Source organism: Citrobacter sp. Igbk 16 (genome assembly GCF_028069755.1).
Lineage (GTDB): Bacteria > Pseudomonadota > Gammaproteobacteria > Enterobacterales > Enterobacteriaceae > Citrobacter.
Map to the genome: position 1 here is coordinate 44,644 of NZ_JANEWJ010000011.1, position 14,505 is coordinate 59,148.

General features: G+C 50.9%; 17 protein-coding genes and 3 tRNA genes. 7 read left to right on the forward strand and 13 right to left on the reverse strand.

All coding sequences use genetic code 11. The features are described from left to right. Window positions 1-99: 99 nt before the first annotated feature. The 8 genes from NNO03_RS09610 to holD form a co-directional block, all read right to left on the reverse strand. Window positions 100-876, reverse strand: a complete 777-nt coding sequence (locus NNO03_RS09610; RefSeq protein ID WP_271441709.1) for a metal-dependent hydrolase — start codon at window positions 874-876, stop codon at window positions 100-102. Further along, window positions 873-1,946 (reverse strand): patatin family protein, encoded by a 1,074-nt coding sequence (locus NNO03_RS09615; protein ID WP_271441710.1) that lies wholly within the window; start codon window positions 1,944-1,946, stop codon window positions 873-875. The genes NNO03_RS09610 and NNO03_RS09615 overlap by 4 nt, the downstream gene beginning before the upstream one ends. A 242-nt stretch (window positions 1,947-2,188) precedes the next feature. Next, window positions 2,189-2,350, reverse strand: coding sequence for a DUF1328 domain-containing protein (locus tag NNO03_RS09620; protein WP_003019081.1), 162 nt, complete (start codon window positions 2,348-2,350; stop codon window positions 2,189-2,191). A gap of 128 nt (window positions 2,351-2,478) precedes the next feature. Beyond that, window positions 2,479-3,096 carry a molecular chaperone OsmY gene (gene osmY / locus NNO03_RS09625; RefSeq protein ID WP_271449389.1) on the reverse strand — a complete coding sequence of 206 codons (618 nt, stop codon included), beginning with the start codon at window positions 3,094-3,096 and terminating at the stop codon, window positions 2,479-2,481. A 299-nt stretch (window positions 3,097-3,395) separates the two neighbouring features. Beyond that, window positions 3,396-4,985: a peptide chain release factor 3 gene (gene prfC / locus NNO03_RS09630; protein WP_016151601.1), complete on the reverse strand. Its 1,590-nt coding sequence runs from the start codon at window positions 4,983-4,985 to the stop codon at window positions 3,396-3,398. A gap of 92 nt (window positions 4,986-5,077) precedes the next feature. After that, a complete protein-coding gene (gene yjjG / locus NNO03_RS09635; protein WP_271441722.1) occupies window positions 5,078-5,755 on the reverse strand; it encodes a pyrimidine 5'-nucleotidase in 678 nt (225 codons plus the stop codon). A 17-nt stretch (window positions 5,756-5,772) separates the two neighbouring features. Continuing rightward, window positions 5,773-6,219 carry a ribosomal protein S18-alanine N-acetyltransferase gene (rimI, locus tag NNO03_RS09640; RefSeq protein WP_271441712.1) on the reverse strand — a complete coding sequence of 149 codons (447 nt, stop codon included), beginning with the start codon at window positions 6,217-6,219 and terminating at the stop codon, window positions 5,773-5,775. Beyond that, complete coding sequence (holD, locus tag NNO03_RS09645; RefSeq protein ID WP_137383810.1) at window positions 6,188-6,601, reverse strand: DNA polymerase III subunit psi; 414 nt, start codon at window positions 6,599-6,601, stop codon at window positions 6,188-6,190. The genes rimI and holD overlap by 32 nt, the downstream gene beginning before the upstream one ends. A 155-nt stretch (window positions 6,602-6,756) precedes the next feature. Between holD and rsmC the strand changes: the two genes are divergently transcribed. From rsmC to NNO03_RS09665, 4 genes are all read left to right on the forward strand, one after another. Next, window positions 6,757-7,788: a 16S rRNA (guanine(1207)-N(2))-methyltransferase RsmC gene (gene rsmC, locus NNO03_RS09650; protein WP_271449390.1), complete on the forward strand. Its 1,032-nt coding sequence runs from the start codon at window positions 6,757-6,759 to the stop codon at window positions 7,786-7,788. Between the two features lie 205 nt (window positions 7,789-7,993). Continuing rightward, a tRNA-Leu gene (locus tag NNO03_RS09655) sits at window positions 7,994-8,080 on the forward strand. A 28-nt stretch (window positions 8,081-8,108) separates the two neighbouring features. Continuing rightward, window positions 8,109-8,195, forward strand: a tRNA-Leu gene (locus NNO03_RS09660). A gap of 33 nt (window positions 8,196-8,228) precedes the next feature. Continuing rightward, a tRNA-Leu gene (locus NNO03_RS09665) sits at window positions 8,229-8,315 on the forward strand. 39 nt (window positions 8,316-8,354) lie between these two features. Here NNO03_RS09665 and NNO03_RS09670 read toward each other — a convergent pair. Further along, window positions 8,355-8,591 (reverse strand): DUF1435 domain-containing protein, encoded by a 237-nt coding sequence (locus tag NNO03_RS09670; RefSeq protein WP_086523828.1) that lies wholly within the window; start codon window positions 8,589-8,591, stop codon window positions 8,355-8,357. Window positions 8,592-8,845: 254 nt separating this feature from the next. Between NNO03_RS09670 and NNO03_RS09675 the strand changes: the two genes are divergently transcribed. Both NNO03_RS09675 and fhuF read left to right on the forward strand, forming a co-directional pair. Continuing rightward, window positions 8,846-9,922, forward strand: a complete 1,077-nt coding sequence (locus NNO03_RS09675) for a GGDEF domain-containing protein (RefSeq protein ID WP_271449391.1) — start codon at window positions 8,846-8,848, stop codon at window positions 9,920-9,922. 109 nt (window positions 9,923-10,031) lie between these two features. Then, window positions 10,032-10,820, forward strand: coding sequence for a siderophore-iron reductase FhuF (gene fhuF / locus NNO03_RS09680; protein ID WP_271449392.1), 789 nt, complete (start codon window positions 10,032-10,034; stop codon window positions 10,818-10,820). Window positions 10,821-10,850: 30 nt separating this feature from the next. Here the strand turns inward: fhuF and NNO03_RS09685 are convergent, their stop codons facing one another. Together NNO03_RS09685 and NNO03_RS09690 are read right to left on the reverse strand one after the other, a co-directional pair. Further along, on the reverse strand, window positions 10,851-12,194 hold the full coding sequence (locus tag NNO03_RS09685) for a PTS sugar transporter subunit IIC (RefSeq protein WP_271441717.1): 1,344 nt from the start codon (window positions 12,192-12,194) through the stop codon (window positions 10,851-10,853). Beyond that, entirely contained in the window at window positions 12,184-12,324 is a 141-nt protein-coding gene (locus tag NNO03_RS09690) for a hypothetical protein (RefSeq protein WP_271441718.1), read from the reverse strand. Before NNO03_RS09690 ends, NNO03_RS09685 begins: the two co-directional genes overlap by 11 nt. A 235-nt stretch (window positions 12,325-12,559) precedes the next feature. Between NNO03_RS09690 and NNO03_RS09695 the strand changes: the two genes are divergently transcribed. Further along, window positions 12,560-13,018 carry a YbaK/EbsC family protein gene (locus tag NNO03_RS09695; protein WP_271441719.1) on the forward strand — a complete coding sequence of 153 codons (459 nt, stop codon included), beginning with the start codon at window positions 12,560-12,562 and terminating at the stop codon, window positions 13,016-13,018. A gap of 45 nt (window positions 13,019-13,063) precedes the next feature. Here the strand turns inward: NNO03_RS09695 and bglJ are convergent, their stop codons facing one another. Both bglJ and NNO03_RS09705 read right to left on the reverse strand, forming a co-directional pair. Then, window positions 13,064-13,753, reverse strand: coding sequence for a DNA-binding transcriptional activator BglJ (bglJ, locus tag NNO03_RS09700; protein ID WP_271441720.1), 690 nt, complete (start codon window positions 13,751-13,753; stop codon window positions 13,064-13,066). Continuing rightward, on the reverse strand, window positions 13,714-14,439 hold the full coding sequence (locus NNO03_RS09705; RefSeq protein WP_271449393.1) for a response regulator transcription factor: 726 nt from the start codon (window positions 14,437-14,439) through the stop codon (window positions 13,714-13,716). The genes bglJ and NNO03_RS09705 overlap by 40 nt, the downstream gene beginning before the upstream one ends. Between the last annotated feature and the right edge of the window lie 66 nt (window positions 14,440-14,505).

The window sequence follows — 14,505 nt, forward strand, 5'->3', positions numbered from 1 at the left end:
GCAACGACTTCATGTGTAGGCTGGATAAGGCGCAGCCGCCATCCGGCAAAGATATGCCTGATGCACTTCGCTTATCAGGCCTACGGAGCGCAGGATACCTCACACATTAAACAACGCCGTCGTATTGCGATACAGCGCATCTGCTATCACGTCCGCAGGCTCTTGACGCAGTACGCATAATGTCTCAAAGACTCTGACCACCTGCTCAGGACGATTAGGCTGGCCCTGAAAACCGTTAAGCGGCATATCCGGCGCATCGGTTTCCAACAGCAGCGATTCCAGTGGCAACGTCGCCATCACCTCACGCGTTTTGCTGGCGCGTGGATAGGTGATGGTCCCACCGACACCTATCTTGTACCCCAGTTGTACAAAACGCGTTGCCTGTTGCAGGCTTCCGGAAAAGCCATGCACCACACCGGTTCGCGGGAGATCATGGCGTTTAAGATGCATAGCCAGCTTGTCATGGGTACGGCGCGAATGGAGGATCACCGGAAGATCGTAACGCTTCGCCAGCTTAAGCTGTGCTTCCAGCACCCTTTCCTGCTTATCAAACTGCGGATCTTCACGCCAGAGATCCAGCCCGATCTCACCGACCGCCACCAGCTTCTGCGATCGTTGCTCCAATTCCTGTTGCAACCTGTCCAGACCGTCATCATCGTGATCTTCAATAACAATGGGATGCAGACCCAGCGCGGCATACAACGAAGGATAATTTTCCGCTAACGCCAGTACGCGTGAAAAGTTCATCGCCTGCGTTGCCGGAACAATAATATGGTGCACACCAACGTCAGCCGCACGCTGGAGGCTGGCTGGCTCATCGCCGGTAAAGGGGGGAAAATCAAAATGACAATGCGTATCGATGAACCGGGGACTCACGCCAGATCCTCATTATTAAACGTCGTATCATTGGCCTGGGGCGCACTGCTCGCAACGGATGCATGGGCGTCGTTGGCAACGGGGGCAGGTGGAACCACCACCGGGCTGGGCACCACAATCTTCGGCGTCTGACGAGGCAACGGCACATTTTTCGCCAACAGTTTACCAATCGTTGCCAAAAAATAGCGCCCGCACAGGCGTCCGGTTTTGTAGTCTTCACGCAATGCCGGAATGCGGCTCCCCAGTGCCATACTATGGAGTGGTTTTGGTGGGTAGATCTCAAAAATACGCAGCTTGCCCGGCGGTTTTTCGATAAAGCGCTGAATAGCGCGGTAGCTGGCTTCATGATGTTGAACCAGATTCACCAGCGGCTGCAGACTGCTCTCCCCCAGCCAACGCTCCATACGTTTGAACCATTGTGGGGTGTAGTACATTTGCGAAGGCACGGTGCGGATCACCACCAACGTCTTCGCCCCTTGCTTCGCCGCCTCCTGAACGGGTATGGCGTCACTGACTCCACCATCCAGATAGTTCACACCATCCAACACAACCCCTGAACGATAGAATCCCGGAATCGCACTGGATGCACGAATGAGATCCAGCCAATTGTGCCGGTTCGGCGAAAAATAGCCCGGCGTGTAGTCATCGCCCCGGCAGGCGCACATATAAAACGCTTTACCTGCCTCAAATAGGCGCTCCGCGTTATCCAGCGCCAGCGGCATCTGCGCAGCGGTGGAGTCCACCAGCCAGTCGAGATCGATGAGATTCCCCCCGCGTACGAATCGTACCGGGTCAAAAAACTCACGTCGGGTGGTGTAGCGCATGATCACCTTGCGCCCGTAGCCGGGTTGGTTACAGAGATAGGCCGACAGATTTTGCGCGCCAGCAGATGTCCCATAGAAGAGATCGAAAGGATTAAATTGCGCACGCATAAACTCATCCAGTACGCCAGCGGTAAAGATCCCCCGTTGCCCTCCGCCCTCGCACACCAGCGCCATACTGCCTGGTTGAAATGGACGTAACGATAACGGCGCTATATTACCGAGCGTGACGGGTATTCTCTGCCCCACCTCTGCCTTCCTGTTTTTTGTAATAGAGCAACAAGGTAACGCAAATTGCCCGGCGCTAAAACCGTAAAAGCCAGTCCAATGGACTGGCTTAGTAGCAATTTTTCTTTACAGCTAATCCCCAACATAATTCGAGTTACAGGAAGGTGGCAAGTGCGTGAGTCCCGATGAGCTTACTCTGGTAAGTGATTCGGGTACGCGCACTTAGCCAACGCACCTGTAACTTGAAGAATAAAGGGGATACGCTAGGGTCGTTTACGCCCGGTAAACAAGCTGACCAGAAACAGGATGATCCCCACCACAAAAACAATTTTTGCAGCGCCGGCTGCGGTACCCGCCAGTCCACCAAATCCCAGAGCGGCGGCAATTAACGCGATAACCAGAAATATGATGCCCCATCGAAACATATGCTTCTCCTTTACCATAGTTAATGTCGACCGCTTGATATGAGCGCTCAGGCAGCTCATCGGCGATATTTTTAGTGTGGTGCACAATACGCCTCCCGACAAACGTCAGGAGGACGAATTAAGTCGAATTACTGAGTTTTGAGGTCGTTTTTGACGCTTTTCACGCCATCAATTGCTTTAGCAATACTCTCAGCTCGCTCACTTTGCGCCTGTGAATCGACGGTTCCTGAAAGCTGGACCACGCCATCGGTCGTCTCTACTTTCACTTTACGAGAAGGGACAATGTCATCGGCCAGCAGCTTGGCTTTCACTTCACTGGTGATAGCCGTATCACCCGCATAGCCTTTTACAGAGGTGTTTTTGCTGTCACGCACGTGCAGTTTGTCGCTAACGGAGGTCACGCCCTCAACGCCTTTCGCAACTTTAACGGCCTCTTCGGCCTGAGCCTGGCTTTCAACGAACCCACTTAACGTCACCACTTTCTGGTCCGTTTTGACGGAGATATCGGTGCTCTTAATGCTTTCGTGGTCCACCAGCGCGGCTTTTACTTTGGCGGTGATGGTGCTGTCATCCATGAAATTACCGACTTTGTTCATAGAGCTATCGACTTTCTGCCCCGCACTTTCGAGCCCGGATTGCGCTTTATCCATTGTGCCGTTTTCTGCATAGGCAGAACCCGTTGCGACAGCGGAAGTCAGCATCACGGCCAGTAGCGTTTTAGAAATCTTAAGTCCTGTCATTGTCATCGATGTATTCCTGTTTGTTGTGCTTATAGCGATGTTCTGCCACTTAGCGGTCATAACCAGCAACTAATCACGTGACTGAAATAAATATCAGCTAAAGAGGCTGAAAAATGCTTAATGAAGAGCATTAAAAGCCGATATTTATGTCATCACATTGTTAAATATAGTTCACGATTTCGTGGCTGATGTCTGAATTGATTAAAAAGCAAACAAAATCCAGGGGATTTAAGAACATTCCGCAAGGGATTTAAAAGACAGGAAAAGTTGCAGGGCGCAGTGAATACCGCACCCTGGAAGGCAGATTAGTGTTCGCGCGTTTTGCGGAACTGAACGTCAGGGTAACGTTCCTGGGTGAGATTCAGGTTAACCATGGTCGGCGCGATATAGGTGAGGTTATCGCCGCCATCCAGCGCCAGCTGAATTTCGTTTTTACGCTTAAATTCTTCGAATTTTTTCACGTCAGAACACTCTACCCAGCGCGCAGTCGCCACGTTGACTGACTCATAAATCGCTTCAACGTTGTATTCGCTCTTCAGACGAGAAACCACCACGTCGAACTGCAGCACACCGACGGCGCCAACGATCAGATCGTTGTTGGCAATCGGACGGAAGACCTGCACTGCGCCCTCTTCTGACAGCTGAACCAGCCCTTTCAATAACTGCTTTTGCTTCAACGGATCTTTCAGACGGATACGGCGGAACAGTTCCGGTGCGAAGTTCGGAATACCGGTGAACTTCATCATTTCACCCTGAGTAAAGGTATCGCCGATCTGGATCGTGCCGTGGTTATGCAAACCAAGAATATCGCCAGGATACGCCTCTTCCACATGAGAACGGTCACCGGCCATAAAGGTCAGCGCATCGGAGATCACCACGTCTTTACCAATACGTACCTGACGCATTTTCATGCCTTTCTCGTACTTGCCGGAAACCACACGCATGAAAGCGACACGGTCGCGGTGTTTCGGGTCCATGTTGGCCTGAATTTTAAAGACGAATCCGGTGAACTTCTCTTCTGAGGCTTCTACAACGCGGGTGTCGGTTTTACGCGGCATCGGCGCAGGCGCCCACTCCACTAAGCCATCCAGCATATGGTCAACACCGAAGTTACCCAGCGCAGTACCGAAGAAGACCGGCGTGATTTCACCGGCAAGGAACAGCTCATGATCGAATTCGTTAGACGCGCCCTGCACCAGCTCCAGCTCGTCACGCAGTTGCTGCGCCAGGTCTTCACCTACGGCAGCGTCAAGTTCAGGGTTATTCAGCCCTTTAACAATGCGCACTTCCTGAATCGTATGGCCTTTACCGGTCTGGTACAGATACGTTTCATCTTTGTACAGGTGATAGACGCCCTTGAACAACTTACCGCAGCCAATCGGCCAGGTGATCGGCGCGCAGCCGATTTTCAGTTCGTTCTCGACTTCATCCAGCAGCTCCATTGGATCGCGGATGTCACGGTCGAGTTTGTTCATAAAGGTCAGGATCGGCGTATCGCGCAGACGGGTAACTTCCATCAGTTTACGGGTCCTGTCCTCAACGCCTTTCGCGGCGTCAATAACCATCAGGCAGCAGTCCACCGCCGTCAGAGTACGGTAAGTATCTTCGGAGAAGTCTTCGTGCCCTGGGGTATCCAGCAGGTTTACCAGGCAGTCATGATACGGAAACTGCATGACAGAGGTGGTAATTGAGATACCACGCTGCTTTTCCATTTCCATCCAGTCAGACTTGGCATGCTGGCTGGAGCCACGGCCTTTTACCGTACCGGCGGTCTGAATTGCCTGTCCGAATAACAGCACCTTTTCAGTAATTGTCGTTTTACCGGCATCCGGGTGAGAAATAATAGCAAAAGTGCGGCGTTTGGCCACCTCTTGCAAATAAGGAGACAACGTCATAGTCAAATCTTCTTAGGTAAGCACGGCATTGTGCCGCGCAAGTTGAATACGAAAAATTGCGGCTATTTTACCCATCAATGGGGGGGAGGCAATCAGTGTTTACACAGGAGCTGCTCCAGTTCGCTTAACGACACGACAGTCCAGGTCGGCTGAATGCCCGCTGGCTGCTCGCGGCGGTGCGTATTTAGCCAGCAGGTGGATAGCCCGGCGTTAATACCACCAAGAATATCGGACTCTGCGGTGTCGCCCACCATCAGCACGCGGGAACGGTCAGGGTTGCCCGCCTGCTCCAGCGCATGGTCAAAAATACGGGGATCGGGTTTTGCCACCCCAACCTGCTCAGAAATCACCAGCAGATCGAAATAGTCGCGCAGGCCCGTACGCTCCAGACGGATTTGCTGTAATGCAGTAAAACCATTGGTAATGATGCCAATCTTTGCTTTACCGCGAATCGCATTAAGCAGCGACACGGCCCCCGGTAACGGCGAACAGATTTCCGCCATGGCATTAATAAACGCATCGTTTAGCTGGCCTGGCTCGACCTTCAGGCGCTCAGCCCAGCTCTGAAAACGAGCATGCTGCAGCTGTAATGAGGTAATTGCGCCGTTTTGATAATCCACCCACAGCGGTTTATTCACGGCCTGGTAGTCCTGAAAATCTTCAGCGGTAAAGGTGATGCTATAGTCGAGAAACATCCGCTGTAAGCCGGTAAACGAGTCAAACGTAAACAGCGTTTCATCGGCATCAAAGAAAATCCAGTCCCACTTCATCATCATTACACCTTGTCTTACATGCTGATTGGCAATGCCATTATGATGGCATCTTCGTGACCATCGGCTGTCGGATAGTAATTGCGCCGAATCGTCGCCTCGTTAAAGCCAAGGCTTTCATACAATGCGATTGCCGCAGCATTCGAGGCGCGAACCTCAAGCCACAGCGTCAGAATACCGCGCTTTTCCAGCTCATCGATCAGGTATTCCAGCAGCTCACGCCCCAAACCCCGGCGTTGAAAGTCAGGATCAACGGCGATGTTGAACAGCGTAGCTTCATCCAGCACGACCTGCGTAATCGCAAAGGCTGCCATCGTGCCGTCAACGGTCAGTTGAAAGTTGAGATAACGATCGCCCTGGTTGCTGGCGAATGTTTTTTCACTCCACGGAAAGGCGTGGGCGCGTTTTTCAATCTGAAATGCTGCAGGTAAATCAGTCGGTTCGAGGGAAGAAATCGTGTTCATATGCGCAGATTTGTTGCCATAACGCGGCGCGTGCCGCTGGGTTATCCCGTAATTCATTAAACGCAGGACTGGCGACCTGAGCGCCCTCCAGCAGCAGCGGCTCTTCGGTTCCCAGCCGCCAGCTATTACAGCGGCTACCTTGCGGCAGCATGGCGACACGGTCAGGCGTCAGTTGTAAAACCTGATCCGGACTCACGGTCAATGCGTGTAAAATATCGCTCATTAACGGTTCGGTTAGCGCGGGTAACTGTGCAGCAACCATCACCAAACGGACATGCGCAGGAATTGAAATCGCGATCTCGCCCCGCAGCGCGCCAGGACGGCGCAGCGACCACTGCGTAATGCCCAGTTGCTGTAACTGCCAGTCTCGTCGGGATGTCATAGCGAAACACTCCTGTCTATCAGGGGCGCAAATATAGCAAATTCGTCGAATCAGCGCCAACAAACAACGATACACGTCATCCCGCAGACCGCCTTGATTCAGCTTGAATGATTTTGTGTATATAATCGCACCCTATATAAATTAAGGAGCATTCCATGTCTGCTTTTACCCCGGCAAGTGAAGTCTTGCTGCGCCACAGTGATGATTTCGAACAAAGCCGTATTCTGTTTGCCGGTGATTTGCAGGATGACCTGCCAGCCCAATTCGCAAGCGCCGCCAGCCGCGCGCATACTCAGCAGTTGCACCATTGGCAGGTACTGAACCGCCAAATGGGTGATAACGTCCGCTTTAGCCTCGTCGCCCAAGCCGATGACGTTGCTGACAGCGATACGCTGATCTACTACTGGCCGAAGAATAAGCCAGAAGCCCAGTTCCAACTGATGAATATTCTGTCGCTGTTACCCGTCGGCACCGATATTTTTGTTGTCGGTGAGAACCGCAGCGGTGTGCGCAGCGCAGAGCAGATGTTGGCCGAATACGCGCCACTGAATAAAGTCGACAGCGCCCGTCGCAGTGGTCTTTATCATGGTCGCCTGGAAAAACAGCCCGTTTTTGATGCAGAAAAATACTGGGATGAATACACCATCGACAATCTGACCATCAAAACCTTGCCTGGCGTATTCAGCCGTGACGGACTGGATGTCGGCAGCCAGTTGCTACTCTCTACGCTGACGCCGCACACTAAGGGCAAGGTTCTGGATGTCGGCTGTGGCGCGGGCGTGCTCTCTGTTGCATTAGCCAGTCACTCGCCGAAAGTTCGACTGACCCTGTGCGATGTCAGCGCATCCGCGGTTGAAGCCAGTCGCGCAACGCTTGCGGCCAACGGCATTGAAGGTGAGGTGATTGCCAGTAACGTCTTTTCTGACGTGACGGGTCGCTTTGATATGATCATCTCTAACCCACCGTTCCACGATGGCATGCAGACCAGCCTTGATGCAGCTCAAACGCTGATTCGCGGGGCAGTTCGTCACTTGAACAGCGGCGGTGAGCTGCGTATCGTGGCCAACGCCTTCCTGCCGTATCCGAAAGTGCTGGATGAGGTGTTTGGTTTCCATGAAGTTATCGCACAGACCGGTCGTTTCAAGGTTTATCGTACCATCATGACGCGTCAGGCGAAAAAAGCCTAACTGATGTAAGCGGGATAAGGCGTTTACGCCGCCATCCGGCGTGACACCGAGTATTGCCGGATGGCGCTATCGCTTATCCGGCCTACGGTTAGCGCCCATTTTTACATCAATTAATCGCGTCCTGGGCAATTAACTATTGACGAAAAGCTGAAAACCACTAGAATGCGCCTCCGTGGTAACGATACTTTTTGAGTGTCGATGGTATGCGAAGGTGGCGGAATTGGTAGACGCGCTAGCTTCAGGTGTTAGTGTCCTTTCGGACGTGGGGGTTCAAGTCCCCCCCCTCGCACCATAATCCACGTTGATATTGCTCGCACTGGGCGAAGGTGGCGGAATTGGTAGACGCGCTAGCTTCAGGTGTTAGTGTTCTTACGGACGTGGGGGTTCAAGTCCCCCCCCTCGCACCAACGAGGCGATATCAAAAAAAGTAAGATGACTGTGCGAAGGTGGCGGAATTGGTAGACGCGCTAGCTTCAGGTGTTAGTGTCCTTACGGACGTGGGGGTTCAAGTCCCCCCCCTCGCACCAATTATCTTATTTTCCTTTCAGTTTTCATCTCTGTTTTACTCATCCCTGATTCCAGTTCATCATCACCAGAACAATACCGCCGATCAGTGCTGCACATGAAGGTAACAAAACGAAATGCCGTAAGCGTTTGTGGTACAGCATTAGCGAAGTCAGCAGCAGCCCTAATACAATCATCGCCTTCCATGCGTCGAGTGACAGGTCAGTAAATGCCAGCCCGGCAATCACTATCCCCGGCAGCAAAACTCCCCATCCACTGCCCAGCGCACGTTGCAACATGGTTTCACCTATGAAATTGATAATGATAACCAATATCATATGGTAAATTTTCTCATTTGTCAGCCGGGAAAGGCTATCAATTCTATGAGTTTTACTTAACGATTGATGACATGAATAATTTAAGGTGATAAATTGCTCGCCGGTTAGCTTTTCATCAAAAAACAATAACGACCTGAACGAATGATTTTTCGTTCATCATTTTTTTCCTTACAAACACACCTTCGTATATTGCAGATAAATAACAATATTTACCTATGACAGTACAATCCTGGCGAACTCTGCGCACTAAGAAATATCAACTCTCTTTACGTCTGTTTCTGCTTCTCAACGCAGTCTCCGCGCTGTTTACGCTTGTTTTCCCACTTTTTGCCGTCAACGCCTTATCTGTCCCGGCGTTGCTCATCCTGGTCGCCAGTACATTGCTGTTGGCATGGCATGGCAAATATGCGAATAAAAGAATTAATCTTCCTTTTATTTCAATCATTTTCGGTTTGTTGTGGGCAGCCCATATTGTGTTGAAATTCACAATACTGGGTAATAACGATTATTATTTTCTGTTAATAGCGCTTCTCAGTGTGTTGTTTATTGGCTCTATCGCTTTTGCCAACAATATCATCGCCTTTACGCTACATTCGTTACCCTCAGTCGTCGTCTGTCTATGGCTTAACGGGAGTGAGCATGGTCTACGCATTTTCTATTTTATGGCATTGCCTATGGCCGGGATTGCCATTCAACATGTGATCCAAAAGCGCTACGACGGCTTTGCCCAACAGCTGATGTACAAACTGCTGGAAGAGCGAGAAACCCTGAACGGCCTCAGTATGCTCGATCCGCTGACGGGGCTGTATAACCGTCGTGGGCTGCAACACCGACTCGATACGTTGCTAGCACTGAGCAACGCGAAGCATTACGTCTTATTGCTGGATATCGATCATTTCAAAGCCTATAACGACCATTACGGACATATGATGGGCGATCAGGCGTTAATTCGCGTTTCTGCCGCGATTCGTGATTCCGTACGCTCCCGGGATGTGGTCGCGCGTTTTGGTGGCGAAGAATTTATGGTGTTACTGACCGCCGTCGATCCACAGCAGGCGCAGGCCGCAGCTGAGCGTATCCGCCAGAAAGTATACGACCTTAAGATCCCTCATATGTTTAATGAGAGCGTAGCAACCAATGTGACGGTCAGCATCGGCATTGCGCCTTTAGTGGATCAGGATATTGACTCCGCGATTACCAGAGCAGACAAAGCGCTTTATGAGGCCAAGAATCTCGGTCGAAACAACACCCTGGTCAGCGATGAGCTGCGGATAAACTGCACCTCTTCCTGAGTTTATCCGTGCGGAACTGCCCGATATTGCGACAAAGATCTTGCCATCGTTTACCCTCGTCTATAGGATTGGCAATCATTATCATTTAGATTAACATCCTTATATCGCTATGGCTTACCGTTCCGCACCCATCGTTGAAGATGTCATCTGGCGCAGCCATCTCCCTTCAGAGATGCCCTCGCTGGCGGCTTCCGTGCGTGCGACCATAGCCCAAACTCGCGAACACTTGCTGGATTTTATTCGTCTTGACGAGACCCCACCGCAAGGTGCAATGACATTATATGAATGGACGCAACCGACAACGTTAAGTTCGCTTCTGGCCGTTTATTCAGACCACATCTACCGCAACCAGCCCACGTTAGTACGCGAAAATAAACCGCTGCTCTCCCTCTGGGCGCAATGGTATATCGGCCTGATGATGCCCCCGCTCATGGTGGCTCTGCTGACGCAAAAAGAAGCCATTGATGTCGCGCCGGAACATATGCACGTGGAGTTTCACGAAACCGGGCGTGCCGCATGTTTCTGGATAGATGTACATCGGGATCACCAGACCACTGCACTCTCACCGCAACAACGCATGGAAACGCTGATTTTGTCAGCCCTGACACCGGTGGTTCAGGCGCTGGAATCGACGGGTGAGATCAACGCGAAACTTATCTGGAGCAATACCGGGTATCTCATCCACTGGTATTTAACGGAAATGAAGTCGCTGTTAGGTGAAGAACTGCTGACAACATTGCGTCAAACCTGCTTCTTTGAGAAACAGCTCTCCTGTGGTCAGGATAATCCGTTGTGGCGTACCGTCGTTCCACGTGAGGGACTGTTAGTACGCAGAACCTGCTGTCAACGCTATCGCTTGCCCGATGTTCAGCAATGCGGTGACTGCACGTTAAAGTAAGCGAGGAGCCGCAGCCCCTCGCCTGCACGATTACGCTACCTGCTGACTTTCCTCTTCTATACGCTGGGCTTCTTCTTTTTCCTGCGCCAGCAGTTGCTTCTCATAGACCTTAAAGAAGGGGAAGTAGATGATGGCAGAAACCAGCGCCAACACAACCACCAGGATCGCCGCACGATAATCCCAGCCTAACGCCCATGCCGCCCCCACCGGGGCCGGTGCGGTCCAGGGAACAACAGAAATAACGCGACCAATCAAATCCAGCTTCATCGCTGCCCAGGCCAAGACAGCATTCACCATCGGCGCAAGCAGGAACGGAATAAAGAACACCGGATTCATCACTATCGGCGTACCGAAAATCACCGGTTCATTGATATTAAAAATACTTGGGACGACGCTGAGGCGTCCAATCGAGCGTAAATGGGCAGAACGACTGCGCAGATAGCAAATCACCAGCCCCATCGTCGCCCCCGATCCCCCCACCACGATGAAGAACGTCCAGAACGCTTCCATAAAGATATGCGGCAAAGGAGCCCCCTGCGCCAACGCCGATTGATTCATGCCGAGGTTGGTCAGCCAGAACATTTGCAGCATCCCGGACACAATCGCCGCCCCGTGAATCCCGGCAAACCACAGCAGGTGGCCTATCAATACCGCCAGCAGTATCGCCGGAAGAGAATCGGCAGCAGACACCAGCGGTTTAAAGATTGCCATAATGGCCTGAGGGATCAGCATATCAAACTGCGACTGTATCACCAGGCTCAGCGGGTACAGCGTCAATACCACAACCAGCACTGGGATCAGGAGATCAAATGAGTTTTTGATCATCGGCGGCACTTGATCGGGTAAGCGGATCCCGATGTTGTGTGCCTTCAGGAACCGCATCATCTCAACGCAATAAATCGCCACGAGGATCGCGGTGAAAATCCCCGTCCCTCCCAGGCTATCAACCGGCATCGAACCTTTGGTTTTCGGTGCAGCAATCAGTAAAAACGCCATGATGGACAGCATCGCGCACATAAACGGATCCAGCTGATACGACTTCACATAGTGTTTACCCAGATTGTAAGCAATGGCGGCACATATATAGACCGACATGATCCCCATCGTCATATCAAACGGCGTGAGTATCTGGCCTTCAAATTGTTTTGCCAGATCCAGCCATGCGCGGGCAAATCCCCAGGTGGTATCCGGCGAAAAAGGAGGATAGGCAAAAACCAGCAGAAAAGATCCTACAATCATAAACGGCATTGCCGAAATGAAACCATCACGTATTGCCATCACATGACGTTGTGAAGAAATGCGCCCGGCGACAGGGCTAACGTAGTTTTCAACAAAGCGGAAAATCACATTAAACACAGCATGGTTAGTAGACATAGCCGCTCTCCTGTTGTGCAAAACCCTGTAAATGTGCTGGTATCAACACCACCACGTAAGGCCCGTTACCACTTTTCGCAACCGTGCCGGGAGGAACGCCAGCGCTACCGCTATTAAAGTTAAGTTTCATAGATGGCTCTTATTATGTGATACAGAGGAAGTGACAGCTTCAGTATTAATCGCCATTTCAACATTCTGCAACCGGTTACTGTAACCGGTTTCTTTGATTGTGAAGGTGATCGAAAAACTGCCGATGTTGCTATGTTGTTACAATAAAATATTTACAGTAACGCTTCCCCTATGACAAATTACGCCAGGCGGTTTTCTGCTATACAGGGCTGCGGATAAGCGAGAGGGAGAAAAGAGTGAGTTTGCAATCAGTGCGGCAGTTTTTTGCGCAACATGCGCCAGATATTGAAATCATCGAATTAGATCAAAGCACCGCCACCGTCGATCTGGCCGCAAAAGCCCATAACGTCGAACCAGGGCAGATAGCAAAAACGCTGTCACTAAAGGTGAAAAACGACATTATCCTGGTCGTCGCCAGAGGAGATGCGCGCCTCGATAATAAAAAACTGAAAAATACGTTTGGTGCCAAAGCGCGCATGCTGAGTAGCGATGAAGTGGTCATCGCAACAGGCCATCCCGTGGGAGGCGTATGTCCTTTCGGCCTGGAGACACCAATATCGGTATACTGTGATGTCTCGTTGAAACACTACACTGAAGTGCTCCCTGCGGCTGGAGCCACTCATAGCGCGGTTCGCATCACGCCAGAGAGGATAGCAGAACTGACTACGGCGACCTGGGTTGATGTGTGCCAGTGATCGATGTACCTTTCCATGCCAATAACTAAGCTGATACACCTTTTCTCAAGCGCGCCATAACGGGGCAGTACGACGAAAAGATGACGGTTCTGCAGAGCGTACATGCAACAGAATATCGGCAGCGTCCAGTAACCCGGCATCCGAACTCACTCCCAGTTTGGACATCACATTAAATTTATGCGCGCGAATCGTTTTAATGTTTCGCTCAAGCTCAATCGCAATCTGCAGCATCGAATAGCCATTCGACATATAGCGCAGAATTTCGCGCTCGGTTGGGCTAAGCATGCGACATTGATTGATATACCAGAGTTTTTTTGTATCCTCTGTTTCCCCTCTGACACACTCCAGCGCTGCAAATAATTCTTCCTGTAACACACTCAGCGTGGATGCTTTGCTAATCACGGCATCCAGTGGTGACGGTGACAGCGAGCCAATTAACCGCGCCTCATCATCATCATCGGCAATGACTACTCGCTTGATGCGAGGGTGTTTCACCGCCAGCTCCGTCAGATAAGCCAGACCGGTGCGGCGATCGGTTCTTTTCGCGGAAAGTGAAAAAATAACCGCGGAAAATGACGTCTGTGACATCGCCTGGCTGAAGGCAGGCTGTCGTGAAAAGGGATGGAGTCGGTATTGGTTATTCGGTCTGGCATTAAATAAATTATAAATACCCACACTGCTCATTACACACTTTTCTACCAGTGCGACATTTCTTTTGATACTTCTGTCTTCCATTCCGTGGTCTCTCCATAAACTGAAGGTAGATTCAATTCTCGTGCTCCTTGAGAACTATTTATCCAGGCATACATCTCCGCATTGCTGTGTATTGACAGACGACGCATCGCACTATTTTTCTGGGCGCTGATGGTCTTATTACTTTTTTTAAGTAATGTGGCAATCTGATTAATCCCCCAGCCCTTTCCCAGAAGCCGTAGCACTTTCCGTTCAGATAGCGTCAGAATAATTGAATGTACGCTAGGATCCTGTCTTTCTGGTGTTATGACCGGAGAGAGCAATACCGGGCTAATTCTGTCAGCATAAATATTCCCCGCATCAATAGCATTTACTAAACTGTCGATCGGTTCGGCATCGGATAACAGCGTACTGATTGGACACATCAGCAACTCAACGGCCACAGGATAATAATTTCGAGAAACGAGAAAGACCCAGTGAATATCGCGGTATTGGGGTAACAAAGAATAATATTGTTCGCAGATCAAACGCGGATGGCTACAATCTCCGGTTAAATCAGCGATGACCAGATCTGAACGTCGCAGTTGCAACAATGTCAGTTCTTCTACGGAGCGGCAGTAGGTCAGTTTGTAATCGGAGAAATGCGCCTGCATTACCCCTTTAAGCCCAGTTTGTATGATGGGTAATTTACTAATAATAATTGCGTTCTTGCAGCGTCCCAGCAACATAACTCCTCCATATTCACATGTCTTCAATCTTGCGCGCGCAAATATCACCTACAATCAAATAAAATA

Coding starts and splice junctions, on each gene's coding strand:
- NNO03_RS09620 (WP_003019081.1), bottom strand. CDS start 2,350: ATGTTTCGATGGGGCATCATATTTCTGGTTATCGCGTTAATTGCCGCC.
- osmY (WP_271449389.1), bottom strand. CDS start 3,096: ATGACAATGACAGGACTTAAGATTTCTAAAACGCTACTGGCCGTGATG.
- prfC (WP_016151601.1), bottom strand. CDS start 4,985: ATGACGTTGTCTCCTTATTTGCAAGAGGTGGCCAAACGCCGCACTTTT.
- yjjG (WP_271441722.1), bottom strand. CDS start 5,755: ATGAAGTGGGACTGGATTTTCTTTGATGCCGATGAAACGCTGTTTACG.
- rimI (WP_271441712.1), bottom strand. CDS start 6,219: ATGAACACGATTTCTTCCCTCGAACCGACTGATTTACCTGCAGCATTT.
- holD (WP_137383810.1), bottom strand. CDS start 6,601: ATGACATCCCGACGAGACTGGCAGTTACAGCAACTGGGCATTACGCAG.
- rsmC (WP_271449390.1), top strand. CDS start 6,757: ATGTCTGCTTTTACCCCGGCAAGTGAAGTCTTGCTGCGCCACAGTGAT.
- NNO03_RS09670 (WP_086523828.1), bottom strand. CDS start 8,591: ATGTTGCAACGTGCGCTGGGCAGTGGATGGGGAGTTTTGCTGCCGGGG.
- NNO03_RS09675 (WP_271449391.1), top strand. CDS start 8,846: ATGACAGTACAATCCTGGCGAACTCTGCGCACTAAGAAATATCAACTC.
- fhuF (WP_271449392.1), top strand. CDS start 10,032: ATGGCTTACCGTTCCGCACCCATCGTTGAAGATGTCATCTGGCGCAGC.
- NNO03_RS09685 (WP_271441717.1), bottom strand. CDS start 12,194: ATGTCTACTAACCATGCTGTGTTTAATGTGATTTTCCGCTTTGTTGAA.
- NNO03_RS09690 (WP_271441718.1), bottom strand. CDS start 12,324: ATGAAACTTAACTTTAATAGCGGTAGCGCTGGCGTTCCTCCCGGCACG.
- bglJ (WP_271441720.1), bottom strand. CDS start 13,753: ATGGAAGACAGAAGTATCAAAAGAAATGTCGCACTGGTAGAAAAGTGT.
- NNO03_RS09705 (WP_271449393.1), bottom strand. CDS start 14,439: ATGTTGCTGGGACGCTGCAAGAACGCAATTATTATTAGTAAATTACCC.